Source organism: Burkholderia seminalis (assembly GCF_001718535.1).
Taxonomy (GTDB): Bacteria; Pseudomonadota; Gammaproteobacteria; order Burkholderiales; family Burkholderiaceae; genus Burkholderia; species Burkholderia seminalis.
Genome location: NZ_CP013400.1, coordinates 1,342,300 through 1,367,688, shown reverse-complemented (window position 1 = coordinate 1,367,688; position 25,389 = coordinate 1,342,300). Strand labels below are relative to the sequence as shown.

Genomic DNA, 25,389 nt, shown 5'->3' with positions numbered 1-25,389 from the left:
GCATGCGATGACACCGGCCCCGCATCGCCCCTTCCGCACTGCCGCCGGCTGCGCATTGGCCGCCGCGGCGCTGCTCGTCGCCGGATGCGCGGTCGGGCCGGACTTCCGCCCGCCCGCCGCACCGGCCGCGCGGCAGTACACGCGCGGCGAGCTGCCCGCGACGACGGCCGCCGCCAGCGGCCCGGCCGGCGACGCGCAGATTTTCTCGTCGGCCGACCACACGCCGCGGCGCTGGTGGACACGGTTCGGCTCCGAACCGTTGAACCGGCTCGTCGACACCGCGTGGCAAAACAGTCCGACGCTCGCCGAAGCCCGCGCGCGGCTCGACGAAGCGCGGCAGAACCATGCGGCCGAAGCCGGCGCGACGATGCTGCCGCGTGTCGACGCGAACCTGTCCGCCACGCGCGAGCAAGTCGATACCACCGCGTTCGGGCTGCCGGCCAACGTGCCGAACCCCGGGCCGTTTACGCTGTACGACGCGTCGGTCAGCGTGTCGTACGTGCTCGATGTGTTTGGCGGCAACCGGCGCGCGCTCGAAGCACTGCGTGCGCAGGTCGACTATCAGGCCTACACGCTCGACGCCGCACGGCTGACGCTTGCGGGCAACGTCGTCGCCACCGCGATCCTGCGCGCCTCGCTCGCGCAACAGGTCGCGCTCACGCGGCAGCTCGTCGACGCGCAGGCGCGGCAGTTGCGCATCGTCGAAGCGCGTTATGCGGCAGGCGGCGTGTCGCAAGCCGACGTGCACGCGCAACGCGCGCTGCTCGCGCAGACGCAGGCGTCGCTGCCGCCGCTCGCGGCCCGCCTCGGGCAGGCCGGCCACCGGCTCGCGATCCTGCTCGGCGCGGCGCCATCGGATGCCGTGCTGCCCGAACTCGCGCTCGATGCGCTGGCGCTGCCGCGCGCGCTGCCCGTCGCGCTGCCGTCGACGCTCGCCCGCGAACGACCCGACATCCGCGCGGCGGAAGCCGTGCTGCATCAGGCGAGCGCGAACGTCGGCGTGGCCACCGCGAACCTGTATCCGCGTTTCTCGATTTCGGCGGGAATCGGTTCGGAGCGCACGCGCATCGCGGATATCGTCGGCGGGCTCAATGTATGGAATGTCGGCCTCGGTCTCACGCAGCCGCTTTTCCACGGCGGCGAACTGCGCGCGAGAAAGCGCGCGGCGGAGGCGGCCTACGACGCGGCATTCGCGAGTTATCGGGAAACCGTATTGCTGGCGCTTCAACAGGTGGCCGACGCGATGCGCGCGGTCGAACACGATGCGGCCGCCTTGCAGGCGCGGGACACGGCCGCACGGGAAGCGGCCGCCACCCATGCGATTGCCGGCGACCGCTACATGGCGGGCGGGATCGGCACGTTCGAGCTGCTCGATGCACAGCGGCAGGCGCTGCAGACGGCGCTCGACCGCACGCGCGCGCAGGCCGACCGGCTGGCCGATACGGCGGCGCTGTTCCAGGCGCTGGCGGGGAACTGGACGGACGAGACGGTGAAATGAACGAGACGGCAGCACCCATGAAAAAACCGGCCCGAAGGCCGGTTTTTTCGTACCGCATGCCGCAAGCGGCGCTCGCGCGCCGCGCGACATCAGAAGCGGTGGATCAGGCCGACGCCGACGCCGATCTGGTTCTGCTTCGAACCTGCGCCCACGCCGTCGCCGATCGACGTCGTGGCCACCTGGACGCCGCCAGTCTTGCTCAGCGTGTTGCCGCTGGCGTGCTGGTAAGCCTCAACCGCGTACAGGCCCGTGCGCTTCGACAGGCTGTAGTACTGCGACAGCGTGACCTGGTGGTACTTGGCCGAGCTCGTGATGCCGTTCGACTGCGTTGCCGCCGTGTACGAGTAGCCCGCCGCGAAGTCCCACTGAGCCGCTGCCTTCCAGTGCAGCACGGCGCCAGCCGTGTTGAAGATCGCCGTGTTGCGGAACGACGAACCGACGCCCGGCGTGTACTGGACGTTCGAGTACGACGCCGAAATGTCCCATGCCGGCGTGAACTGGTAGCCCGCCGTCACGGCGACACGTTGCTGCGATTGCGCGGTCGCGTAGCCGTTGTTGATCGACGAGACTGCCGGCTGGTTGCCGTCGCCCGTTGCCGTCAGGCCGTTCTGGACCGTCGAGTTCGCGCCCCACGCGCCGCCACCCAGCGTCGCGTTGTTGACCTTCTGGTAGCCGACCGCGATGCCTGCCGGGCCGTTCAGGTACTGGATCGCCGCGCTCCACGTCGAGCCGCGGTTCGTCGCGCCTGCCACGCCGCCGAACGAGTACGAACCGCCGACCGTGAAGCCGTAGAACTTCGGCGACATGTAGACGAGCGAGTTGTTCGCGCGGTAGCTGGTATCCAGCGAATCGATATCGCCCGGGTGCGCGCCGTAATAGCCGGTCAGCCAGGTCGTCGGGCTGTACGGCGACAGCAGCGTGTAGTACGCGGTGTACTGGCGGCCGGCCGTCAGCGTACCGTACGTGGCGTTGGTCATCCCGACCCATGCCTGACGCGTGAAGATGCCGTTGGTCCACTGCGACGAGCCGTTAGCCGTGTTGACGCCGGCTTCCAACTGGAAAATCGCCTTCGTGCCGCCGCCGAGATCTTCGCTGCCCTTCAGGCCGAAGCGGCTGCCTGCCCACACGCCGGTGGACATTTGCACCTTCGAGTGACCACCCGAGACCGCGCCGGTGCTCGACGAGTTGTTCTGCCAAGCGATACCGTTGTCGACGATACCGTACAGGGTCACGCTGCTCTGGGCGTGGGCGGCGGTAGCGGCTGCAAGGCCCACTGCCGTCATGGCGAAAGCGACGCGCTTTTTCATTGATTCTCCGTCCTCAAAGAATGATTTCTTTTCTGGTGTGGTTTTATGACTGACACATGTGCGAGTACATGCCGACGCGATTCTGACGGATTACCAATCGTTTCCCAACATGTGCAGTCGGTCATCGTATGATCGACGCAACGCGCGGGTTCACCAAGCGGTTACATAACACCTGAAAACGCTTACGCGGTGGGCCTTTCCGGCATTTCCCGGTGAAAACCCTAGCTTTACATTTTTACTGGTGCAACACGACCGTCCGATGTTGTCAGACGCCTTCGGCAAAAAAATCATCTTACAAATGCGCGATCGCAGCTGACGCCGCGATTCACGCCGCCGCGCAGGATCGCTGACGTTCATGACACCCATGTTTCGCGAAACGAAATCATGAAAACGTTTCAGTTCGTGTGGGGAAAATCGGACAGGGCGGGCCCGGCGAACGCGGGCCGAAGGGGATGCCGGCGCGCCGCGCCGGCGCGTGTCAGCGTGATGCCGGGCCGGCGAGCCGCACGGCCACCGCGTCCGCCAGCGCGGTCGTGCGCGCCCGGATCGCCGCGTTCGAGCCGACCAGCGCGAGCGACGACGCCATGATCCGGTAGATGCGCTTTCTCGGCACCTTGGCCGGCTTGGCCGGATCGAGCCAGGCATCGTGGCCGGCCAGCAGCTCGAGCGTTTCGAGGCCGATCATGATCGGCCACAGGCACGCGAGCCGCAGCCGCACGAAACGGCGCGGGATCGCGAGTGTGTACCGGCAGGCGTCGCGATACTGGTCGAGCGTCACGCGCAACAGGTCGACCAGCACGCCGCGCGCGCGCGCCGACGCGTCCGGTTGCATCAGGTCGGCCACGCCGAGCCCGTGCGCGCCCAGCACGTCGTCCGGCAGATAGCAGCGGCCGATGCGCAGGTCCTTCGCGCAATCGCGCAGGATGTTGGTCATCTGCAGCGCCTTGCCGAACCGGATGCCCTTCCCGCGCATGTCCGGCAGGTCCCAGCCGCGCGCGGCGCGCGTGTGCGCGCCCGTCATGTCGGTCCAGAACTCGCCGACGCAGCCGGCGACGAGGTACGTGTAGCGGTCGAGCGCGTCGCGCGTCGGCAGCGACGCGACCTGCCCCGACTGCTCGTCGGGGAACGTGCGCAGGTCGAATTCCATCCCCGACGTGAGCGTCGCGACGACCTTGCGGATCGACGCGCGATCCGCATCCGGCTGCGCGCGCAACAGCGCGAGCATCGGCGCCATCGAGCCGAGCAGCACATGCTCGTGCGAATCGGTCTGCATCCGCGTCACGTCCTCGAGCGCGCGCGACAGCGCCACGCCGTCGCCGAGGCGCTCGATCTCGTCGCGCAGGCCGGTCAGCAGCGCCGCACGGCGATCGGGCGCGACGAGCGCGGTGTCGGCGATTGTGTCGGCCGCGCGCGCGAGCAGGTACGCGAGGCCGACCGGGTCGCGCATGCCGTCGGGCAGCACGCGCAGCGTCAGGTAGAAGGAGCGGGAAACGTTCTTCAGCAGGTCGCCGAGCAGGAAGGCGGAATCGGTTCGAGTCGTCATGGGTCGGGGAAAATCGGCCGGCGCGGGCCCCGGACGCCCACGGGCGCCGGGCGCCCGCGCCGGCCGCGAGTCGCCGCATCGTCGCGTCAGGCGGGCGTCCGCCCCGGCGCGGCGATGCAAAATTCCCGCAAGTTTAGTGCATCCGGCGCGCGGGCCGCCGGCGGCGGCCGGATCGCGGCGCCCGCCAGGCCATCGTCGACGCTCCCGCCACGCGCATCGCGACCTGAAAAAGCAGAATGGAAAGGTCAAAGTAATACATATGTAATTATTCGGTGCGACGATCGCGCACCGTTCGATCCCGTGCGGCACGGCCCCCTGCCGCGCCGACGGACCGACCGCCCCTTTTCCGACTCCCGTTTCGAAGGTTCATCGACATGCTCTTCAAGCGCCCGACCTCTCCGCGCTACGTCCCGTTCGCCTGTGCCGCCGCGTTCCTGCTCGCCGCGTGCGGCGGCGACGATCTGACGCGCGATCCCGCCCAGCCGATTTCCGCGAAGGTCCAGGTGGTCGGCCATCGCGGCGCGAGCGCGCTGCGCCCCGAACACACGCTGGCGTCGTACCGCAAGGCGATCGAGGACGGCGCGGACGTGATCGAGCCCGACCTCGTGTCGACGCGCGACGGCGTGCTCGTCGCGCGCCACGAGAACGAGATCTCGGGCACGACGAACGTGTCCGCGCTGCCGCAGTTCGCGAGCCGCAAGGCGACCAAGACGATCGACGGCGCGCAGCTGACCGGCTGGTTCACCGAGGATTTCACGCTCGCCGAACTGAAGACGCTGCGCGCACGCGAGCGCATTCCGCAGGTGCGCCCCGCGAACACCGCGTACAACGACCAGTTCGAAATCCCGACGTTCGACGAGATCGTCGCGCTCGCGAAGCAGATGTCCGCGCAGACCGGCCGCACGATCCACCTGTATCCGGAAACCAAGCATCCCACCTACTTCCAGTCGATCAATCTGCCGCTCGAGGACCGTCTCGTCGACGCGCTGCTGAAGGATACCTACACGTCGCGCACGGCGACCGTCTACATCCAGTCGTTCGAGGTCGCGAACCTGAAGACGATCCGCAACCGGATCAAGTCGACCCAGCCGAACTGGAAGCTCGTGCAGCTGATGGACGAAGCCGGCCAGCGCCCGTACGACTTCGTGAAGGCGAACGACAAGCGCACCTACGGCGACCTGTCGACGCGCGACGGCATGCGCGAGATCGCGACCTATGCGAACGGCGTGGGGCCGTACAAGACGTCGATCATCGCGGTCGCCGCGGACGGCACGCTGCAGCAGCCGACACCGTACGTGCGCGACGCGCACGAGGCCGGCCTCGTCGTGCATCCGTACACGTTCCGCCCGGAGAACAACTTCCTGCCCGCGTCGCTGAAGGATGGCGGCACGCCGGCCACGCGCAACACGGCGGGCTCGGTGCGCGAGATCCAGGCGTACCTGCGCGCGGGTATCGACGGCTTCTTCACCGACGATCCGGCCGTCGGCCGCACGGCCGTCGATACGTTCAAGCGCTGACACGCGCGAACCGGGCGCGGCGCGCCCGGTCGCACCGTATCGGTCAGATCACGTTGAAGTGGTGCGTGCCGTCCCGCTTCAACTGGTCGACCAGCCCGTATTCCCAGTCGAGATACGCCTGCATCGCGGCGGCCGCATTGTCGGTGCCTTCGTACGGGCGCCGGTAGCGGTCAACGCGCGGCGACGCGAGACGCGTCTCGCCGCTTTCGAGCGGCAGTCCGGCGTCGATCCACGCGGCCGTGCCGCCGGTCAGCACCGAGATGCCGGCCGACGCCGGCAGCAGCGCGCGCGCATCGTCCGCCGCGAACCGCGCCAGCAGGCTCGATCCGCACGTGAACACATAGCGCTTCGCCGGCGGGATCGCGGCAAGCGCGTCACGCAACTGCGCACGCACGGCGAACCACGCGCCCGGAACATGGCGCTTCACGTAATTCGCGCTGGCCGTCACGTCGACGATCGCGAGTTCGCCGGGCGCCGCTTCCTTCAGCCAGCCCGCGAGCGTCGCGGGCGACACCTCGGTCGCGGGCGGCGTCGCCGGCACGTCGCGCGGCGGCTGGCCGCGCTCGCCGAACGCCGCCGCGCCGGCCGGTTCCACGACGCGCACGTCCCAGCCCATCTGCGCGAGCCACGACGCGGTCATGTCCGCGCGCACGCCGTCGTCGTCGGCGAGCACGATCCGCGCGCCGCGCACGGCCGCGTGATGATCGGTCTCCTGCACGAGCTGGCCGCCCGGCGTGCTCAGGAAGCCCGGCAGGTGGCCGGCCTCGTATTCCTCCGGCGTGCGCACGTCGAAGCGGTACAGCGTGCGGCCCGGCTCGTCGAGCGCCGCGACGTCGGCCAGCGCGATCCGCGGCACGCCGGCGCGTTCGGCCACCGCCCGGGCGGCCTGGCGCGCTTGCGCGCGCTGCGTCGCGTCGATCTCGTCCGGAAAGCGGCGCGCCGCGCCATGCTCGAGCGTCTGGCCGGCCAGCGTCCAGCCGATCGTGCCGTTGCGCAGTGCCGCGACCGGATTCGGCAGCCCCGCGTTGACGAGCGACTGCGTGCCGATGATGCTGCGCGTGCGGCCCGCGCAGTTGACGATCACCTGCGTCGCCGGATCCGGCGCGAGCGCGCGCACGCGCAGCACGAGCTCCGCGCCCGGCACGCTCGTCGACGTCGGAATGGTCATCGTCTGGTATTCGTCGAACCGGCGCGCGTCGACGATCACGACGTCGGCCTTCGCATCGATCAGCGCCTGCACCTCCTGCGCCGAAAGCGACGGCGTATGACGCTCGGCTTCGACCCATTCGCCGAACGACTTGCTCGGCACGTTCACGTCGATGAACAGTTCGCCGCCCGCGGCCAGCCAGCCGGCGAGACCGCCGTCGAACAACCGCACGTCGGTGTAGCCGAGCTGCGCGAGCTTCTCGGCCGCGCGCGGCGCGAGATCCTCGCCGCCCGCTTCGCCGAACACGACGATCGGCGTGTCGCGGCGCGGAATCCGCGTCCACGCGTCGAGTTCGAGTTTCGACAGCGGAAAATTGGCGGCCCACAGCGGATGGCCCTGCGCGTACGGATCTTCCTCGCGTACGTCGATCAGCGCGAGCTCGTCGCGGGCCAGCAGCCGCGCGCGCACCTCCTGGTACGACGCGACGGGAAAACGGGAAAGGGAATCGGCGGATTGCGTCACGATGTCTCTGAAAACGTTGAAGTCGGTGAAAAAAGCGAAACGGGTCGATCCGGGTGCTGCCGGCGCATGCCCGCAACGGGCCGCGCCGACGGGCTCCGCGTCAGGCATTCGAATAGCCCGACACGAAAGGCTTCACGGTGCCGTCGTCCAGGAACACGGCACGCTCGACCTTGCCGATGTTCGCGCCGTACACGTGGATGCTGATCGACACGCGATCGGCGAACGCGTTGGTCACGCGATGCACGTCGCCGATGCGCGGCGACACGGCTTCGACCTCGCCCGGCGCCAGCCGCACGGCGTCGCCGGCCGGCACCGGCTTGCCTGCCGCGTCGAACCGGTAAGGCTGCGAGAACTCGCCGCCGCGCAGCATCCCGATCAGCCCCCACACCGTGTGGTTGTGGATCGGCGTCGTCTGGCCGGGCCCCCACACGAAGCTGACGACCGAGAACCGCTCGTCCGGGTCGAGATGCAGCAGGTATTGCCGATAGCGCTCGGGATCGGGCTGCGCGAACGCGTCGGGCAACCAGTCGTCGTGTTCGACGAGGGCGGCGAGCAGCGCGCCGCCCTCGTCGAGAATGCGCGCCTCGTTCGCGCCGGACGCGAGCAGCGTGCCCAGACCGTCGACGAACGGACGCAGCGGCGTCTGCTGCAACGAAAGCGTACTCATCGGCCGTCTCCTCGAATATGATGCCGAATATGATGGATCGTCATGATGCACCCGAAAGACCATGCAGAACAAACATGAAAATTAGCGATATCGATGCTTTTGCAGCGGTCGTCCGCTGCCAGACCCTGAGCCAGGCCGCGGCCGAGCTCGGGATGACGCAGCCCGCGATCACGCGGCGCGTCCAGAATCTCGAGGAAGCGCTCGGCGTGACCCTGCTCGACCGCAACACGAAGCCGCCGCGCCCGACCGACATCGGCCGGCGGGTCTTCGAGCAGTGTCGCGCGATCCTGCGCGAGGTCGATGCGCTGCGCGAGCTGACGGCCGGCGAGCAGCCGCCCGCCGGCGAATTCCGACTCGGACTCACGCAGGGACTCGGCGAACTGATGCTGCCCGCCCTGATCGCCGAACTCACCGCGCAGTGGCCGGCGCTCGCGACCCAGGTCGCGACGGCCTGGGGCGGCGCGCTTGTCGAGCGCGTCGCGCGCCGCGAACTCGACGCGGCGCTCGTGTTCCTCGCACGCGAGATGGTGCTGCCGGCGCACGTCGAGGGCGAACGGCTGCTCGCCACGCGGCTCGTCGCGGTCGGCCGCAAGGGCGACTGGCCGCGCCGCAGCTACCGGCTCGCCGATTGCCACGCGCGCGGCTGGGTGCTCAATCCCGACGGCTGCGGCTTTCGCGCGGGGCTGCGGCGCGCGCTCGACGCGCAGGGCCTGCCGATGCCGGTCACGCTCGACGCCTACGGCCGCGACCTGCAACTGCAGAGCGTCGCGAACGGCTTCGGTATCGGGCTGATGCCGCTGCCGCTCGTCGAAGGCAGCCCGTTGCGCGACGCGCTCGACATCGTGCCGCTCGCCGATTTCAAGCCGCAGATCGATCTGTGGCTGCTGCGCCGGCACGATGCGGTCCGCTTCGACGCGCCGCTCGCGGCCGTTGCCGCGCACGCGCGCACGGCGTTCGCGGTGCCCGAGCAGTCGCACGGCAAGGCGGCTTGACCGGACGGGGCGGCGCCTGCTGCGCGCCGCCCGGCTTCCCTGCGCGGCAACCCTGCCGCGCTCACGCATCGGGTCGACCGCGTTCGGCGTCGTCGCGTGGCGCTGCGCCCGCCCCGGCCGTCGTGTCGCTCGCGCTCGCCGCGTCGAGCGCTGCCCGCCCCGCCGCCACCGCGATCGCGTCGTCCTGCGGCGTATGCACGCGGCTGCACAGCACGTCGCGATAGTGGCGTTCGAGCGGATTGGCGCGGCTCAGCCCATGATTGCCCGACAGCTTCAACGCCTGCTCGACCGTGCGGATCGCGTGCTCGGTCACGGTTCGCTTGACGAGGCCGCTCGTCGTGACCGACGGCGCATTGCCCGCATCGGTGCGCGCGACGAGATCGTCGAGCAGCACGCGGTTCGTGTGCAGCCAGCCCTCGATTTCGCCGACCGCTTCCTGCACGCGCGGCAACGTCGCGAGCGGCGCACCGAGCCCGCTCGGCGCACGCGTCGTCGCGAATTCGACCAGCCAGTCGCGCGACGCCCGCGCGACCGCGTCGTACAGGCTGCCGAGCAGCACGACCATCCACGCCTGCTGGTCGGCCTGCGCGTCGGCATCCGCATGGGTCGCGGCCGACACGGCCCACTCTCCCGGTGCACGCACGTCGACCGCGTGATCGGCCGGCAGCCGCACGTCGTCGAAGACGACTTCGTGGCTGCCCGATGCGCGCAAGCCGAGGTGGTTCCAGCTTTCGATCACGCGGATGCGCTCGCCATCGGCGTCACGGTCGCGCGGCACGAGGAACACGCCGACGCGCGGCTCCCGTTCGTCGGTGCGCGCCCACACGGCCAGCCAGCGCAGTGCCGGAATGCCGGTGCTGTAGAGCTTGTGGCCGGACAGCCGCCAGCCGTCGCCGTCGCGGCGCGCGATGGTGGCCGGCAGCCCGCCGCGCGACGGCGATCCGAGCGCCGGCTCGACGCGCAGCGCGTTGATCAGCGCGCCGTGCGCAACCGCGCTGTCGAACACCGCGCGCCGCACCGGGGCCGGCCAGCGGTTGTCGGCGCGGCCGAGCGCGCGATGCTGCAGATAGGTCATCGTCAGCACCAGCGCGGTCGCCGGATCGGCCCGCGCGACGGCGGCCACGATCCGGCTCGCCCGCGCGAGCGTTGCACCGGCGCCGCCATGCTCGCGCGGCACGACCTGCGCGATCAGCCCCGCGCGATGCAGCCGCGCGAAGTTCTCGTGCGGAAAACGGCCGTCGGCGTCGTTGCGGGCCGCATCGGCGGCCAGGTCGGGCGCGAGGCGGTCGAGCAGCGCGGCGACGCGTGCGTCGTTCGCATCGTCGGCCGGGTCGGCAGGCAGGAGACGCAGCGCAGGCTGCGGGGACGGCGAGGAAGCGGCAAGGCTGGCGGACATCGAGACGGATTCCCTGGGGAGTGCAAACACGGCGCCAACGCGCGCCCGATCATTCACGAGCCCACAGCGTATGCGTAACGCAATCCGGCCCAAACCATGCAAATCTGATATTCAAATCGGGATTGATTATTTCCGTTCCGCATGATCCCGGCGTTAACCTGCGCTCCATTCCTGCCCGGCCGTGCGCCGGGACATCCCCGCACCGGAGACCCAGATGAGCGTCGAATTCATCGGCATGATCCAGAGCCAGAAGCAGTCGGAAATCCACCCGGCGTCCGGCCCCGTGGTCGATCCCGACTACGTGCGCGACTTCGCGCGCGCCCACGAAACGGCCGGCTTCGACCGGATCCTCGTGCCGCATCATTCGACCGGCCCGTCGGCGACGCTGACGATCGCGTTCGCCGCGGCCGCGACCGAGCGCATCCACTTCATGCTCGCGCATCGTCCGGGCTTCACCGCGCCGACGCTCGCCGCGCGGCAGATCGCGACGCTCGACCAGTTCAGCCGCGGCCGGCTCGCCGTGCACTTCATCTCCGGCGGCTCGGACAGCGAGCAGCAGCGCGACGGCGATTTCCTCGACCATGACGCGCGTTATGCACGCACCGACGAATACCTCGGCATCCTGCGGCGGATCTGGACCGAAGCGCAGCCGTTCGATCACGACGGCGCGCACTACCGGTTCACGCAGGGTTTTTCGGAAGTGAAGCCGTTCCAGCAGCCGCATGTGCCGATCTACTTCGGCGGCGCGTCGGAAGCCGCGCTCGCGGTGGCCGGCAAGCACGCGGACGTCTATGCGCTGTGGGGCGAGTCGCTCGACCAGGTGCGCGACCTGACCACCCGCGTGCGCGCCGAAGCCGCGAAGCACGGCCGGCAGGTGCGCTTCTCGGTGTCGTTCCGCCCGATCCTCGCCGCGACCGAAGACGAAGCGTGGGCGCGCGCGCACCGCATCCTCGACGAAACGCGCCGCCTGCGCGAAGCGGCCGGCCTCGGCGCCGGCGGCCCGCAGCAGAGTGAAGGCGCGCGCCGCCTGCTTGCCGCGGCCGATCGCGGCTCGCGCGTCGACAAGCGGCTGTGGACCGAGATCGCGAAGCTCACCGGCGCGCGCTCGAACTCGACGGCGCTCGTCGGCACACCCGAGCAGGTCGCCGATGCGCTGCTCGACTACTACGACCTCGGCGTGACGACCTTCCTGATCCGCGGCTTCGACCCGCTGGAAGACGCGATCGACTACGGCCGCGAACTGATTCCGCGCGTGCGCGGCGCCGTCGCCGCCCGCGACGCCGCACGTCGCGCCGCCTGAGCCCAACGGAGCGATACCTCATCATGTCCGCCGTCCTGTCCTCGCCCGTGCGCACCGCATCGGGCCTCGAACTCGCCGAAGCGCCGCGCCAGCATTTCTGGTTCGACCCGACCGCGCCGCGCACCGACGTCGCCGCCGAACGCCGCCACCGGCAGGAGCGGCTCGCGGCCGCGTTCCGCCTGTTCGCGCGCTTCGGTTTCGCGTCGGGCCTCGCCGGCCACATCACCGCGCGCGATCCGGAGCTGCCCGATCACTTCTGGGTGAACCCGCTCGGCGTGCATTTCTCGCAGATCAAGGTGTCCGACCTGCTGCTCGTGAATGCCCGCGGCGAGACCGCGATCGGCACGCGGCCGCTGAACAAGGCCGCATTCGCGATCCATGCGGCGATCCACGAAGCCCATCCGCACGTCGTCGCCGCGGCGCACACGCACTCGACCTACGGCAAGGCGTGGTCGACACTCGGCCGTCCGCTCGATCCGCTCACGCAGGACGCATGCGTGTTCTACGAGGATCACGCGCTGTTCGACGATTTCACGGGGATGGTCGTCGATACCAGCGAAGGCGCACGGATCGCCGATGCGCTCGCGAAACCGGACGGCAGCACGCACAAGGGCGTGATCCTGAAGAACCACGGGATCCTGACGGCCGGCCCGACGGTCGAGGCCGCCGCATGGTGGTACATCGCGCTCGACAACGTCGCGCACACGCAGTTGCTGGCGGAAGCGGCCGGCACGCCGCAGCCGATCGATCACGCCACCGCGCGCCACACGCACGGCCAGATCGGCGGCCCCGACGGTGCGCTGCATGCGTTCGACAGCCTGTTCGCGCGCGTCCTCGCCGACGAACCCGACCTGCTCGACTGAGCGCCTTTCCGCAAGACCGGAGACCAGACGATGACCCACACCACCGCACCCGCGCCCGCCGGCGCGCACGACGACAAACGCCGCCGGCTGCTGCGCGCGGCCGGCGCCGCCGCGCTCGCCGCGCCGGCGATCACGCTCGGCCGCAAGGCATGGTCCGCGCCGCCGCTGAAGAAGCTCACGTTCGCGTGGAACCAGAACGCGTTCTGCCTGACGCCGATCGTCGTCGCGCAGGAGCGCGGCTTCTTCGAGAAAAACGGCCTGAAGGTCGAGCTGATCAACTACAGCGGCTCGACCGACCAGCTGCTCGAATCGATCGCGACCGGCAAGGCCGATGCGGCGGTCGGGATGATCCACCGCTGGCTCAAGCCGCTCGAAGCCGGCTTCGACGTGAAGATCATCGGCAGTTCGCACGGCGGTTGCGTGCGGCTGCTCGGCGCGAAGGCGGCCGGCGTCACGACGCTGCAGGCGCTGAAGGGCAAGACGGTCGGCGTCAGCGATCTGGCCGCGCCCGGCAAGCACTTCTTCTCGATCCTGCTCGCGAAGAACGGGATCGATCCCGAGCGCGACATCACGTGGCGGCAGTATCCGGCCGACCTGCTCGGCGTCGCGGTCGACAAGGGCGAGATTCACGCGATCGCCGACGGCGACCCGAACCTCTATCTGCTCGAGAAGCGCAGCAACGGCGCGTACACGGAACTCGCGACGAACCTGTCCGGCGAATACGCGCGCAAGGTGTGCTGCGTGATCGGCGCGCGCGGCGATCTCGTCCGCAACGACCGGCCGTCGGCCGCCGCACTCGCGCGCTCGATCGTGCAGGCCACCGAATACACGCACGACAACCCGAACGAAGCCGCGAAGGTGTTCGCGAAATACTCGCCGAAGATCGACCCCGAGGATCTGCGCAAGCTGTACGCGACGCTCACCTATACGCATCACCCGACCAACGTCGACCTGCAGCAGGAGATCGCATTCTATGCGGACGACTTCCGCCGCATCAGCGTGCTGAAGAAGAGCACGGACCCGCAGCGCTTCGCGCAGCAGGTCTACGCCAACGTACTGGGGTAACGCGATGTCGACGATCGAACACGCTTCCGCCACTCGCACAGCGCCGGCACCTGCCGGCGGCAGTGTCGCCCCGTCCGTGCGCGTCGCCTGCACGGCCTGCGAAGCCACGCAGGCCGCCGAAGCGCGCCGCGCTCGCCTCTGGCCGACCGGGATCGTCGCCGCATTCGCGTGGGCCGCGCTCGGCGCGCTCACGCAACTGTGGCCGAACCGCATCGTCGGCTTCAGCGACTGGGCGTACACCGACACGTTCGGCACGGCCGCGTGGACGATCGCCGCACTGCTGCTGGCCGCCGCGACGCTCGGCCATCTCGTCCCCGCCACGCGCACGCGGCTCGCCCGCGTACGCCCGGCCGGCCCGTGGCTCGTCGCGTTGCCGCTCGTGCTCGCCGCGTGGGAGATCGTCACCGCGAAAACCGGCTGGCTGCCGACGCCGTTCTTCGCGCCGCCGCAGGCGCTGATCGAGGTCTACGTCGACGACTGGCCGCGACTCGCGGGCAGCGCCGGCAATACGCTGAGGCTGCTCGCGCTCGGGTTTGCGTACGGCGTCGCGGTCGGCTTCGCGGTGGGCGTGTCGATCGGCTGGTCGCGCCGGATCGGCTACTGGGTGCATCCGGTGCTGCGCGTGCTCGGCCCCGTGCCGGCCACCGCGCTGCTGCCCCTCACGTTCTACTTCTTCCCGTCGAGCTATTCGGCCGCCGCGTTCCTGATCGCGCTCGCCACCGGCTTCCCGGTCGCGGTGCTCACGTGGTCGGGCGTCGCGAGCGTCAACAAGCAGTACTACGACGTCGCGCGCACGCTCGGCGCGAACGCGCGCTTCCTCGTGCTGCGCGTCGCGATTCCGGCCGCGCTGCCGCACGTGTTCGTCGGCATCTTCATGGGGCTGAGCGCGTCGTTCACGGTGCTGGTCGTCGCGGAAATGATGGGCGTGAAGTCGGGGCTCGGCTGGTACCTGAGCTGGGCGCAGGGCTGGGCGTCGTACGTGAACATGTATGCGGCGCTGATCGTGATGGCGCTGCTGTTTTCCGGGCTGATCGCGCTGCTGTTCGCGGTGCGCGACCGTGTGCTCGCGTGGCAGAAAGGAACCGTCAAATGGTAAGCGCCGCCGTGCTGGACTCCCCCGTTGCCGCCGCACCCGCCGTCACCGCGCCACGCGGCGCGCGCATCGACATTCGCCGCGTGAGCCATGCGTTCGACGGGCCCGGCGGTGCGCTGCCGGTGCTCGACGACGTCACGCTGTCGGTCGCGGCCGGCGAATTCGTCGCGCTGCTCGGCCCGAGCGGTTGCGGGAAATCGACGCTGCTGCGCCTCGTCGCGGGGCTCGACGCGGCACGGCAAGGCCACATCGCGCAGGACGGCGTGCCGATCGAGCGCCCCGATCCGTCGCGCATCGTCGTGTTCCAGGACCCGACGCTGTACCCGTGGCGGCGCGTGCGCGCGAACGTCGCACTCGGCCTCGAAGCGCGCGGCGTGGCGCGCACCGCGCAGCATCGCGTCGACGATGCGCTCGCGCGCGTCGGGCTGCAGGACTTCGCGAACGTGTTCCCGCATCAGCTGTCCGGCGGGATGGCGCAACGCGTCGCGCTCGCCCGCGCGCTCGTCAACGATCCGCGCCTGCTGATTCTCGACGAGCCGCTCGGCAAGCTCGATTCGCTGACGCGGCTCACGATGCAGGCCGAGCTGACCGCGCTGTGGCAACGCGACGGTTTCTCCGCGCTGCTCGTCACGCACGACGTCGAGGAAGCGCTGTTCCTCGCGCAGCGCGTGATCGTGTTCGGTCCCCGCCCGGCACGGATCGTCGCCGAATTGCACGTCGACCTGCCCTACCCGCGCCATCGCGGCGACCCGCGCCTCGCCGAATTGCGCCACGACGCGCTGCGGCATCTCGGACTCGACGCGAGCTGGTAGATGCCGGGTGCCGTTCGACGTCCGGTCGCTGCCCGGCTCTGGCGCGTGCGATGAACGCACCGCTCTTCTCCGACTGGGCGATCGCGTTCCTGCAACTGCTGTATCGCGCGCAAATCGCGCTGGCACGTGTGCTGCACGCGCTCGGCCTGACGGCGGACGCGGACGGTCAGGGCGCGTGGCCATGGGCGCACCGTATCGCGCTCGAAACGCTGCGCATCGATGCCGGACTGACGCGGCAACTCGCGTTCGCGTGCGCAGCGACGGCACTGGCGGTCGTGCTCGCGTGCATCGCGCTCGTTTCGCGCAGGCGGCGTGTCGCCTCCGCGCTCGCCGCGCTGGCCGTCGCGTGGTTCGCGCCGTGGCCGCCTTCGTCGCTGTGGCTCGCGCCGGCCGTGCCGACGAGCTTCCAGCGCGATCCCGCGCCGTTTTCCGTATCGAGCGTGATGCGCGGCGCGCACCTGTATGCGCAACACTGCGCCGCGTGCCATGGCGCGGACGGCCGTGGCGAAGGGCCGCTCGCGGCCACGCTCGCGCACTGGCCGCCGACCTTTGCCGGCACGCTGCTCGCGCGGCGCCTCGACGGCGAACTGTTCTGGCGCGTGCGGCACGGCACACGCGACGAGCACGGCGCGTCGACGATGCCCGGTTTCGCCGCGACACTCGGCCCGCAGGACACGTGGGCCGTGCTCGACTACCTGAAGGCGCTGGCCGCGGGCAGCGGCGCGCAGGCGGAAGGCGCATGGCCGGTGCCCGTCCCGCTGCCGGCGCTCGACGTGCGCTGCGGCGACGCCGCGCCGCAACCGCTCGATCGCTGGCGCGAAGGCCAGCGCGTGCGGATCGTCGCGCTCGCGCCGGGCGCGCCGCCGCCGCCGGAAGACGCGCGCTGGCAAACCTTGCTCGTCACCGAACGCGGCGCGTCCGTCGCGGCGCCCTCGATCGGCACGCGCGCGAACTGCGTCGCGACGACGCCCGATACGTGGCGCGCGTTCGCCACGATTGCCGGCATCGCGCCCGATGCGCTCGGCGGCACGCAACTGCTCGCCGATCGCCGAGGCTGGCTGCGGGCGCGCGCGTTGCCGGGCAGCGCCGGCTGGTCGGATGCCGACCTGCTGTGCCGCTCGAGTGCGGCGGCACGACCGACCGTGCCGGCCGCCGGCGGCGACGCGCTGACCGCACTGCTGCTGCGCGTCGACACCGAACCCGTGCGCGACGTGCAGGCCGGGCTCCCGCATTGAATCCCTGAACCCGTTCTTCCAACCGAACTCCACGATGAATCCGACCCGACGCCATTTCCTCGCACAGGCGAGCGCCCTCGCCACGATCGCCGCGGCGCCTGCCGCACTGCGCGCGCAATCGGGCGCACGGCCGCTGCTGCGCGCCGGCGACCAGAAAGGCGGGCTGCGCGCGCTGCTCGAAGCGGCCGGCGAACTGAACGGCCTCGCGTACGACATCGCGTGGACCGAATTCCCGGCCGCCGCGCCGCTCGCCGAAGCCCTGAACGCGGCGGCCGTCGACTGCGGCCCGATCGGCGACGCGCCGGTGATCTTCGCGCTCGCGTCGGGCGCCCGCATCAAGGTGATCGGCGCGAACCGTTCCGATCCGTACGGCACGGCCGTGCTCGTGCAACCCGACGCGGCGCTGAAAGGCGCGGCCGACCTGAAGGGCAAGCGCATCGGCACCACGCGCGGCTCGATCGGCCATTTCGTCACGCTGAAGGCGCTCGACGCGGCCGGCCTGCCGCCCGATGCGGTGTCGTTCCGCTTCCTGCCGCCGGCCGACACGATGCTGGCGCTCGCCACCGGTTCGATCGACGCATGGGCGACCTGGGAGCCCTACACGGCGCTCGCCGAAACGAGCGGCCGCGCACGCGTGCTGGTCAACGGCCGCGGGCTGTGGTCGGGCCTCAGCTATCTCGCGGCGACCGACGCGGCGATCGCGTCGAAGCGCGACGTGCTGCACGATTTCCTGCGGCGCGTCGTGCGCGCGCAGACGTGGTCGTACCGGCACGTCGACGCGTATTCGGCGGCGCTCGCGCGCATCATCGGCATTCCGCCGGCCGCCGCGAAGCTGCAGTTCGAGCGCCGCAACACGCGCTGGCTGCCGATCGACGCGACGGTGATCGCCGAACAGCAGCGCACGGCCGACTTCTACCTGAAGGCCGGGCTGCTGCGCCAGCCGCTCGACGTGCGCACGACGTTCGATACGGGCTTTCCGCTCGCCTGAACGGCCGCGCGGCAGCGTGCAACGGCCCAAACGGCTTCGGCACGATCTGGCACAATCGCGATTCGACCATCCCGCGTTCAGCCAGCGTCATGCCAGCCATCACCGAACTCTTCGTCTATCCGATCAAATCCTGCGCCGGCATCGCGCTGACGCGTGCGCAACTGCTCGAAACGGGCCTCGCGTACGACCGCCACTGGCTGATCACCGATCCCGACGGGCAGATGATCACGCAGCGCACGCACCCGCGCCTCGCGCTGATCCGCACGGCATTCGACAACGACGCGCTCGTGCTGAACGCGCCGGGCATGCCGGAAATCCGCACGCCGCTCGACGGCGACGCATCGCCCGCGACGCCCGGGATGGCGGCGACCGTCTGGCGCGACACCGTCGACGCGATCGACACGGGCGCCGACACGGCCGCCTGGCTCACCGAATACCTCGGTACGCCGACGAAGCTCGCGCGCTTCGGGCCCGACGCGCGCCGCGGCTGCAACCGCAAATGGACCGGCGAGATCGAAACGCACACGCAGTTCGCGGACGGCTATCCGCTGCTCGTGATCGGCCAGTCGTCGCTCGACGACCTGAACGCGCGGCTCGCCGCGAAAGGCGCGCCGGCGATTCCGATGAACCGCTTCCGCCCGAACATCGTCGTGTCGGATCTCGACGCGTACGAGGAGGATTTCGTCGAACACCTCGACGCCGACGGCGACACGCCGGTGCGGCTGCGCCTCGTGAAGCTGTGCACGCGCTGCCCGATGCCGACGATCGACCAGGCCACCGGCGCGCCCGACCCCGCGTGGCCGCACGAGCCGACCGACACGCTGCAGACCTATCGCGCGAACCCGAACTACGACGACGCGCTGACGTTCGGCATCAATGCGATCGTCGTCGAAGGTGCCGGTGCGTGGCTCGAAATCGGCCAGCCGGTCGAAGCGGAGATCGGGTTCGGCGACTGAGCCGGACCACCGCCCTTTCCCGTCCCGCCTCCTCACGCGCGATCACGCGGCGCGCGGCACCGCCTCGGTCGCCGCCGCCGGTAGCCGGATCGTCACGATCAGTCCGCCGCCGGCCGCATCGGCCAGCGTCACGCTGCCCTGATGCACGCGTGCGATCTCCCGCACGATCGACAACCCGAGCCCCGTTCCCTCGACCGTCTGCGTCTTGCTGCCGCGATGGAAACGCTCGAACACCGCGTCGCGCTCGTCCGCCGGGATGCCCGGCCCGTTGTCGATCACGTCGAGCCGCGCGTGCTCGCCGTCGCGCGACACGCGCACCGTGATCACCGCGTGGTCGCCCGCATAGCGGATCGCGTTGTCGATCAGGTTGCCGACCATCTCGCCGAGCAGATCGGGCTGCCCGAGCACGTCGACATCGGCCTCGTGCTCGAAGCCGAGATCGATGTCGCGCGCCCGGGCGACCGGCGACCAGTCGAGCGTCACGCTGCGCGCGAGCCGGTGCAGTTCGACCGGCTTGTGCGCGATCGCATGGCCGCTGTCCGAATCGAGCCGCGACAGTGACAGCAGTTGCTGGACGATCTTCGCGGCCTGCCGCACCGCGCCGTTCGCACGCCGCAGGTGCCCGTTCGCGCGCGGCTGCTCGTCGGGCCGCAGCGCGAGTTCGACGCCGGCCTGCACGGCCGCGAGCGGCGTCTTCAGCTGATGGGCCGCATCGGCGAAGAAGCGGCGCCGCGCGACCTGCATCCGCTGCGTGCGGCCGATGTACTGGTTGATCGAATCGACGAGCGGCGTGAGCTCGCTCGGCATCGCACCGGTATCGAGCGGCGTCGTGTCGTCCTCGCTGCGCGCGGCCACGGTGGCCGACAGCCGGTTCAGCGGCCGCAGCCCGCGCCCGACGCCGAGCCACACGATCCCGAGCGCGAGCACGACGAGCAGGCCCTCCTGCAGCAGCGACCCGACCAGGATCTCGCGCGCGAGCGCCTGGCGCGCCTCGATCGTCTCGCCGACCATCACCCACACGATGCGCGACTGCGCGGTCGGCACGTCGTGCACCGGGATGCGCAGCGCGGCCATCCGCAACTGCTCGCCGCGATACACGACGTCGTAGTAGCGCGTGACGAACAGTTCGCCGTCGCCCGCGTCGCGTCCCTGCGGCAGCGGCAGGTCCGGGTAGCCGGTGATCGTGTGGCCGTTGTCCTCGCGGATCAGGTAGTAGATCTTGCCGCCGTCGCTCGATTCGAGCATTTCGAGCGCGAGATACGGCAGGTCGACCTCGATCTCGCCGTCGTTGAGCCGCACGCCTTCGCGGATCGACTTCAGCGACGACGACAGCGTACGGTCGAATGCGACGTGCGCGGCGTTCATCGCGCGCTGGTACGTGAGCCACGAGTCGAGCGCGAGCAGCCCGAGCAGCGGCAGCAGCAGCCACAGCGCGACCTGCGTGCGCAGGTTCGGGCGAATCATTCGTCGTTCTCCGCCTTCGCTTCGAGCAGATAACCGAGCCCGCGCAGCGTGACGATCGCGACACCCGTGTTCTCCAGCTTCTTGCGCAACCGGTACACGTAGATTTCGATCGCATCGGCATTGACCGACTCGTCGAGCCCGAAGATCTTCTCCGACAGCGTGTCCTTGTTGATCGCGCGGCCGTTGCGCAGGATCAGCACCTCGAGCACCGAGCGCTCGCGCGGCGTGAGCGACAGCGGCTCGCCCGCGAGATGGAAGCTGCGATCGATGCTGTCGTACGAAAGCGGCCCGCATTCGACGCGCGAATGCTCGTGGCCGAGGCTGCGCCGGATCAGCGCGCGGGCGCGCGCCTCCAGCTCGGTCAGCTCGAACGGCTTCGCGAGATAGTCGTCGGCGCCGAGATCGAGCCCCTTCACGCGGTCCTCGACCGACCCGTGCGCGGTGAGGATCAGCACCGGCACCGGGTTGCGGCGCGCGCGCAGCCGCCGCAGCACCTCCAGCCCGTCGAGCTTCGGCAGCCCGAGATCGAGGATCACCAGCGCGTAATCCTGCGTGCGCAGCACGTGGTCCGCCGCCTCGCCGTCCGCCATGTGATCGACCGCGAAGCGCGCGGCGCTCAGCGCATCGCTCAGCGACTGGGCCAGGTTCGGATTGTCTTCGACGAGCAGCACGCGCATGGGGATTCCGGTAAGGTCAGCGACAGGCCGCTACATTACATGATCCTTTCCATGTCGACGCCTCGCGGAAACACGGGTTGCGCGGGGGCCGCCAAGCCGCCGCGCGCGCCGCCGACGGCCGCCGCTCAGCGTTCCGCGGCGGGATGACCGGGCGCCGCGAAGCGCGCATCGCCGGCCGCATGCCGCTCGCGAAGGCCGACGACCACCGCGACGAACGCGACGCTCGCGCCGGCCGTCACGACGATCATCGGGTGCGCGGTGCCGTCCGACAGCCACGCCAGCACGCCGCCGCACGCGGCCGTGATCGCCATCTGGATAAAGAAGAACAGCCCCGACGCGGTGCCGGCGATCTGCGTATACGGCTGCATCACCGCGAACTGGCACGCCGGAATCGCGATCCCGACCGCGATCATCACGACGAACATCGGCACGACCAGTGCGGCCACCGACATCGGGGCGAGCGCGCCGCCGGCCCACAGCATGGCGGCGCCGGCCAGATTCACGGCGGCCGCCGCCGCGATGACCGAATCGGCTTGCCAGCGCCCGCCGGTCCGCGCGAACGCGCTCGAGCCGATCAGGTAGCCGAACACGGTCACGCCGAAGATCGCCGCATAGACCGGGCCGGACACGCCGATCTGCCGCTGGAACAGCGTCGACGATTCCGCGATGAACGGGTAGTACGTGCAGTAAACGAAGCTGATCGCGAGCGAGTAGCGCAGGAAACGTCGCTCGCGCAGCAGGCCGGCGTAGGTCCGCAGGAGCCCGGGGCCCGGCGCCGGCCGCGCGGCCTGTTCGCGCGTCTCGGGCAGCACGCGCAGCACCATCGCGGTCGCGACCAGCCCGCCCGCCGCGAGCCATCCGAACACGCCGCGCCAGCCGAGCCACGCGGCGATCGCGCTGCCGGCCAGCGGCGCGACCACCGGCGACAGCGCCATGCCGGCCGAGATATGGCCGAGCATCGTGGCCTGCGTCGCGGCCGGAAAGCGCTCGCGCACGATGACGCGGCCGATCACCGTGCCGGTGCAGCCGCCGAGCGCCTGAAAGATGCGCGCGACGATGAGGGCCGCGACGCCGCTCGACAGCGCGCACGCCACGCTCGCGACGACGTACACGCACAGACCGCCGAGCAGCACGGGACGGCGCCCGTAACGGTCGGACAACGGCCCCGACACCAGCATCGACAGCGCATAGCCGACCATGTAGAGGGTGAGCGTGAGCTGCAATTGGGCGTCGGTGCCGTGCAGCGCGTCCGCCATCGCGGGCAGCGACGGCAGGTATGCATCGATCGTGACGCGCGGCAGGCACACGACGAGCATCAACAGGAACAACCAGCCCCGCTGGGGCAATGAGCGTGTCTTCATGCGGCAAGTCCGTTTCCGGTCCGAGGAGAAAGGGTCGACAGCAATCTAAGGGGAAAGTGATATAAGCTGAAGGACCATTAAATCGACCACCGACTGGACCACTATGCCGCGAGGCAAAGCCGCGATTCCGCTCGATCTGCCGCGCCCTTCCGGGCTGTCGGCCGGCAGCCCGTCGTCGAAGCAGGAATGCATTGCCGACACGATTCGCGACGCGATCCTGAAGCGCCTGCTGCCTGCCGACAGCCCGCTGCCGTCCAGCCGGACGCTGGCCGTGCGCTGGGACATCGCGCGCGGCACCGTCGAAGCGGCGTACGACATCCTGTGCGCCGAGGGCTACATCGCCCGCACGCGAGGGTCCGGCACGCGCGTCTGCGCGGTGGTGCCGGACAGCTATCTGCGCGCGGCCGCGCAGCCTCGTCCCGGCAACGCACACCGCGAGCCGGCAGGCGGCCCGGACGAGTCCGAATCCGAACACGGCGTGCGCCCGGGCGTCCCGTTCGTCGCGCGGCTCGCCGATCCCGGCCTGATGCCGATGCAGCAATGGAAGAAGGCGCTCGGCGCGAGCCTGCTTGCCGCGACGGCCAACGAGCTCGGCGCGACGCCCGCGCAAGGCGTCGACAGCCTCCGCGACGAAATCGCCGCGTACCTGCGCGAATATCGCGGCATTCCGTGCGACGCCAGCGACATCTTCATCACGACCGGCATCCGCCATTCGATCGACCTCGTCGCGCGCACGGTGCTCGCGCCGGGCTCGACGGTGCTGATGGAAGATCCCGGCTACGTGTCGGCGTGGCAGATCTTCACGATCGCGGGCGCGACCGTGATCGACGTGCCGGTCGATCGGGAAGGCATCGACACGGCGTCGCTGCACCGGCATCCCGATGCGCGTGCCGTCTACGTGACGCCCGCGCATCAGGCACCGCTCGGCGTCACGATGTCGGTGTCGCGCCGGCTCGAACTGCTCGACTGGGCGCAGCGCGGCCGCGCGTGGATCGTCGAAGACGACTACGACGGCGAATTCAGCTACCAGACCGCCCCGCTGCCCGCGCTGAAATCGCTCGACGCGTGCGACCGCGTGATCTACTGCGGCTCGTTCAACAAGACGCTGTTCTCGGGGCTGCGCATCGGCTTCATGGTCGTACCGAAAGCGCTGCGGCCGGCGCTGTCGGCCGTGTGGCATGCGACCGCGCGCGCGGTCGGCGCAGCGCCGCAACTGGCGCTGGCCCGCTTCATCGCCAGCGGCGATTTCGCGAAGCACCTGCGCGCCGCGCGGCACGCGTACCGCCAGCGGCGCGACATCGTGCTCGAGCAGCTGGCGAAGCACGCCGGCGGACGGTTCGCGGTATCCGGCGAGCACGCGGGCTTTCATTTCGTGCTGTGGCTGCCGCCCGGGACGGACGACGCGACGGTTGTCGCCCGGGCCCGCGCGGCCGGCATCGCGTTGCAGCCGATCCGCGAATTCTGCCGAAGCGCCCGGCGTGAAGCGGGTGTCGTCGTCGGATATTCCGCGCTGACGGCCGCGCATGCACGGCATGGCGGCCGGATCCTCGGCCAGTTGCTGGCGGCCTCCGCCTAGCGGTCGTTGCGGGCGTTCCCGCGCCTGCCCGGCCCCGCTTCTGTTCCCGTCCGAACCATGCCGCACGCCGCGCAACCCGCGGCGGCGGCCGCCGCGACCTCGGGAAATCCATGACGCAAACGACGCGATTGTGAACGGGAATGAAAGCAGGCTGAAAGTGCCCCGCAATTAACATCCGCGTCACTCGAACAACACCACGCATAACTGGAGGAAGACATGTCGTTTGCACCGAAGCGCGTTGCCGCCGCACTGGCGATCGTCCTGGGCACTGCCGCCGGCGGCGCCGTCGCGCAGGTTCCGGCCGGGTATCCGGGTAATTACCAGGGCGTGATCGACGCCGCGAAGAAGGAAGGCAAGCTGATCGTCTACTCGACGACCGACACGGGCCTCGTGCGCCCGCTGATCAAGGACTTCGAAAGCCTGTACGGCGTGAAGGTCGAGTACAACGACATGAACAGCACCGAGCTGTACAACCGCTACATCAGCGAAAACGCGGCGAGCAGCACCAGCGCCGACGTGCTGTGGAGCTCCGCGATGGACCTGCAGGTCAAGCTCGTCAACGACGGCCTGATGGCGGCCTACGATTCGCCCGAAAGCCCGAACGTGCCTCAATGGGCGCAGTACCAGAAGCAGGCGTACGGCACGACCTTCGAGCCGCTCGCGATCGTCTACAACAAGCGCCTGATCCCCGAGAACGAAGTGCCGAAGACGCGCGCCGAGCTGATCAAGCTGCTCGCGTCGCAACCGGACAAGTTCAAGGGCAAGCTCACGACGTACGACGTCGAGAAATCCGGCGTCGGCTTCAACGCGCTGACGCAGGACGCGCACCTGAACGAGAAGGTCACGTGGGAACTCGTGAAGGCGATCGGCGCGACGGGCCCGAAGCTGCAGTCGAGCACCGGCGCGATGATGGAGCGCATCTCGTCGGGCGAGAACCTGATCGGCTACAACATCATCGGTTCGTATGCGTACGCGAAGGCGAAGAAGGACAAGTCCATCGGATACGTGTTTCCGAAGGACTACACGCAGATCGTGAGCCGCCTCGCCACCATCTCGAAGAAGGCGAAAAACCCGAACGCCGCCAAGCTGTGGGTGGACTACCTGCTGTCGAAACGCGGCCAGACCATGATCGCGAACCAGGCGAACCTGTATGCGATCCGCACGGACGTGACCGGCGAGACGTCGGCCGCGAGCCTCACGAAGGAACTCGGCGATTCGCTGAAGCCGATCCAGATCGGCACCGGCCTGCTCGTCTATCTGGACCAGTCGAAGCGGCTCGCGTTCCTGAAGCAATGGCAGCAGGCGATCAAGAGCTGATCCGCTGACCGGCTCCGGCCGACCCACGGCCGCCCGCCGCACGTCGCGCGGGCGGCCCTTCCCCTTACCGACTTCCTTGAGGCGGCCATCCGG

Annotated in this window: 21 protein-coding genes; 13 read left to right on the top strand and 8 right to left on the bottom strand. The window is 69.9% G+C overall.

Annotation, left to right across the window (positions count from 1 at the left end; all coding sequences use genetic code 11):
- Nucleotides 1-7: 7 nt before the first annotated feature.
- On the top strand, nucleotides 8-1,498 hold the full coding sequence (locus WJ12_RS26815; protein ID WP_059556469.1) for an efflux transporter outer membrane subunit: 1,491 nt from the start codon (nucleotides 8-10) through the stop codon (nucleotides 1,496-1,498).
- 89 nt (nucleotides 1,499-1,587) lie between these two features.
- Here WJ12_RS26815 and WJ12_RS26810 read toward each other — a convergent pair whose 3' ends face one another.
- Nucleotides 1,588-2,805, bottom strand: a complete 1,218-nt coding sequence (locus WJ12_RS26810) for a porin (RefSeq protein ID WP_049034896.1) — start codon at nucleotides 2,803-2,805, stop codon at nucleotides 1,588-1,590.
- Between the two features lie 478 nt (nucleotides 2,806-3,283).
- On the bottom strand, nucleotides 3,284-4,348 hold the full coding sequence (locus tag WJ12_RS26805) for a phytoene/squalene synthase family protein (protein ID WP_059556468.1): 1,065 nt from the start codon (nucleotides 4,346-4,348) through the stop codon (nucleotides 3,284-3,286).
- A gap of 374 nt (nucleotides 4,349-4,722) precedes the next feature.
- On the opposite strand from WJ12_RS26805, the gene WJ12_RS26800 reads away from it, so the two are divergent.
- A complete protein-coding gene (locus WJ12_RS26800) occupies nucleotides 4,723-5,865 on the top strand; it encodes a glycerophosphodiester phosphodiesterase (protein ID WP_059556467.1) in 1,143 nt (380 codons plus the stop codon).
- Nucleotides 5,866-5,908: 43 nt separating this feature from the next.
- Here the strand turns inward: WJ12_RS26800 and WJ12_RS26795 are convergent, their stop codons facing one another.
- Together WJ12_RS26795 and WJ12_RS26790 are read right to left on the bottom strand one after the other, a co-directional pair.
- Nucleotides 5,909-7,534, bottom strand: a complete 1,626-nt coding sequence (locus WJ12_RS26795; protein ID WP_059556466.1) for a rhodanese-related sulfurtransferase — start codon at nucleotides 7,532-7,534, stop codon at nucleotides 5,909-5,911.
- 100 nt (nucleotides 7,535-7,634) lie between these two features.
- Nucleotides 7,635-8,201, bottom strand: a complete 567-nt coding sequence (locus WJ12_RS26790; RefSeq protein WP_034191515.1) for a cysteine dioxygenase family protein — start codon at nucleotides 8,199-8,201, stop codon at nucleotides 7,635-7,637.
- Nucleotides 8,202-8,218: 17 nt separating this feature from the next.
- Between WJ12_RS26790 and WJ12_RS26785 the strand changes: the two genes are divergently transcribed.
- The gene (locus WJ12_RS26785) at nucleotides 8,219-9,193 is read left to right on the top strand and encodes a LysR family transcriptional regulator (protein ID WP_197423852.1); all 975 of its coding nucleotides are present in this window, start codon (nucleotides 8,219-8,221) and stop codon (nucleotides 9,191-9,193) included.
- Nucleotides 9,194-9,254: 61 nt separating this feature from the next.
- Here WJ12_RS26785 and WJ12_RS26780 read toward each other — a convergent pair whose 3' ends face one another.
- Nucleotides 9,255-10,589, bottom strand: a complete 1,335-nt coding sequence (locus tag WJ12_RS26780) for an acyl-CoA dehydrogenase family protein (protein WP_034191517.1) — start codon at nucleotides 10,587-10,589, stop codon at nucleotides 9,255-9,257.
- Between the two features lie 214 nt (nucleotides 10,590-10,803).
- On the opposite strand from WJ12_RS26780, the gene WJ12_RS26775 reads away from it, so the two are divergent.
- From WJ12_RS26775 to WJ12_RS26740, 8 genes are all read left to right on the top strand, one after another.
- On the top strand, nucleotides 10,804-11,889 hold the full coding sequence (locus WJ12_RS26775) for an LLM class flavin-dependent oxidoreductase (protein WP_049032552.1): 1,086 nt from the start codon (nucleotides 10,804-10,806) through the stop codon (nucleotides 11,887-11,889).
- Nucleotides 11,890-11,912: 23 nt separating this feature from the next.
- The gene (locus WJ12_RS26770; RefSeq protein ID WP_034191519.1) at nucleotides 11,913-12,752 is read left to right on the top strand and encodes a class II aldolase/adducin family protein; all 840 of its coding nucleotides are present in this window, start codon (nucleotides 11,913-11,915) and stop codon (nucleotides 12,750-12,752) included.
- A 30-nt stretch (nucleotides 12,753-12,782) separates the two neighbouring features.
- On the top strand, nucleotides 12,783-13,817 hold the full coding sequence (locus tag WJ12_RS26765; RefSeq protein WP_034191520.1) for an ABC transporter substrate-binding protein: 1,035 nt from the start codon (nucleotides 12,783-12,785) through the stop codon (nucleotides 13,815-13,817).
- Between the two features lie 4 nt (nucleotides 13,818-13,821).
- Nucleotides 13,822-14,913 (top strand): ABC transporter permease, encoded by a 1,092-nt coding sequence (locus WJ12_RS26760; RefSeq protein WP_059556463.1) that lies wholly within the window; start codon nucleotides 13,822-13,824, stop codon nucleotides 14,911-14,913.
- A complete protein-coding gene (locus WJ12_RS26755; protein ID WP_059556462.1) occupies nucleotides 14,907-15,722 on the top strand; it encodes an ABC transporter ATP-binding protein in 816 nt (271 codons plus the stop codon). The genes WJ12_RS26760 and WJ12_RS26755 overlap by 7 nt, the downstream gene beginning before the upstream one ends.
- A gap of 50 nt (nucleotides 15,723-15,772) precedes the next feature.
- Nucleotides 15,773-16,957: a c-type cytochrome gene (locus WJ12_RS26750; protein WP_059556461.1), complete on the top strand. Its 1,185-nt coding sequence runs from the start codon at nucleotides 15,773-15,775 to the stop codon at nucleotides 16,955-16,957.
- A 34-nt stretch (nucleotides 16,958-16,991) separates the two neighbouring features.
- On the top strand, nucleotides 16,992-17,945 hold the full coding sequence (locus WJ12_RS26745; protein WP_034191524.1) for an ABC transporter substrate-binding protein: 954 nt from the start codon (nucleotides 16,992-16,994) through the stop codon (nucleotides 17,943-17,945).
- 89 nt (nucleotides 17,946-18,034) lie between these two features.
- Nucleotides 18,035-18,901: an MOSC domain-containing protein gene (locus WJ12_RS26740; protein WP_034191525.1), complete on the top strand. Its 867-nt coding sequence runs from the start codon at nucleotides 18,035-18,037 to the stop codon at nucleotides 18,899-18,901.
- Nucleotides 18,902-18,943: 42 nt separating this feature from the next.
- Here WJ12_RS26740 and WJ12_RS26735 read toward each other — a convergent pair whose 3' ends face one another.
- The 3 genes from WJ12_RS26735 to WJ12_RS26725 form a co-directional block, all read right to left on the bottom strand.
- Nucleotides 18,944-20,365, bottom strand: a complete 1,422-nt coding sequence (locus WJ12_RS26735; protein ID WP_034191526.1) for a sensor histidine kinase — start codon at nucleotides 20,363-20,365, stop codon at nucleotides 18,944-18,946.
- On the bottom strand, nucleotides 20,362-21,042 hold the full coding sequence (locus WJ12_RS26730) for a response regulator (RefSeq protein WP_059556460.1): 681 nt from the start codon (nucleotides 21,040-21,042) through the stop codon (nucleotides 20,362-20,364). Before WJ12_RS26730 ends, WJ12_RS26735 begins: the two co-directional genes overlap by 4 nt.
- Before the next feature lie 125 nt (nucleotides 21,043-21,167).
- On the bottom strand, nucleotides 21,168-22,403 hold the full coding sequence (locus WJ12_RS26725; protein WP_059556459.1) for a multidrug effflux MFS transporter: 1,236 nt from the start codon (nucleotides 22,401-22,403) through the stop codon (nucleotides 21,168-21,170).
- 103 nt (nucleotides 22,404-22,506) lie between these two features.
- Between WJ12_RS26725 and pdxR the strand changes: the two genes are divergently transcribed.
- Together pdxR and WJ12_RS26715 are read left to right on the top strand one after the other, a co-directional pair.
- Complete coding sequence (gene pdxR, locus WJ12_RS26720; protein ID WP_069245930.1) at nucleotides 22,507-23,979, top strand: MocR-like pyridoxine biosynthesis transcription factor PdxR; 1,473 nt, start codon at nucleotides 22,507-22,509, stop codon at nucleotides 23,977-23,979.
- 216 nt (nucleotides 23,980-24,195) lie between these two features.
- Nucleotides 24,196-25,296 carry an ABC transporter substrate-binding protein gene (locus WJ12_RS26715; RefSeq protein WP_034191529.1) on the top strand — a complete coding sequence of 367 codons (1,101 nt, stop codon included), beginning with the start codon at nucleotides 24,196-24,198 and terminating at the stop codon, nucleotides 25,294-25,296.
- The last annotated feature ends 93 nt before the right edge of the window (nucleotides 25,297-25,389 follow it).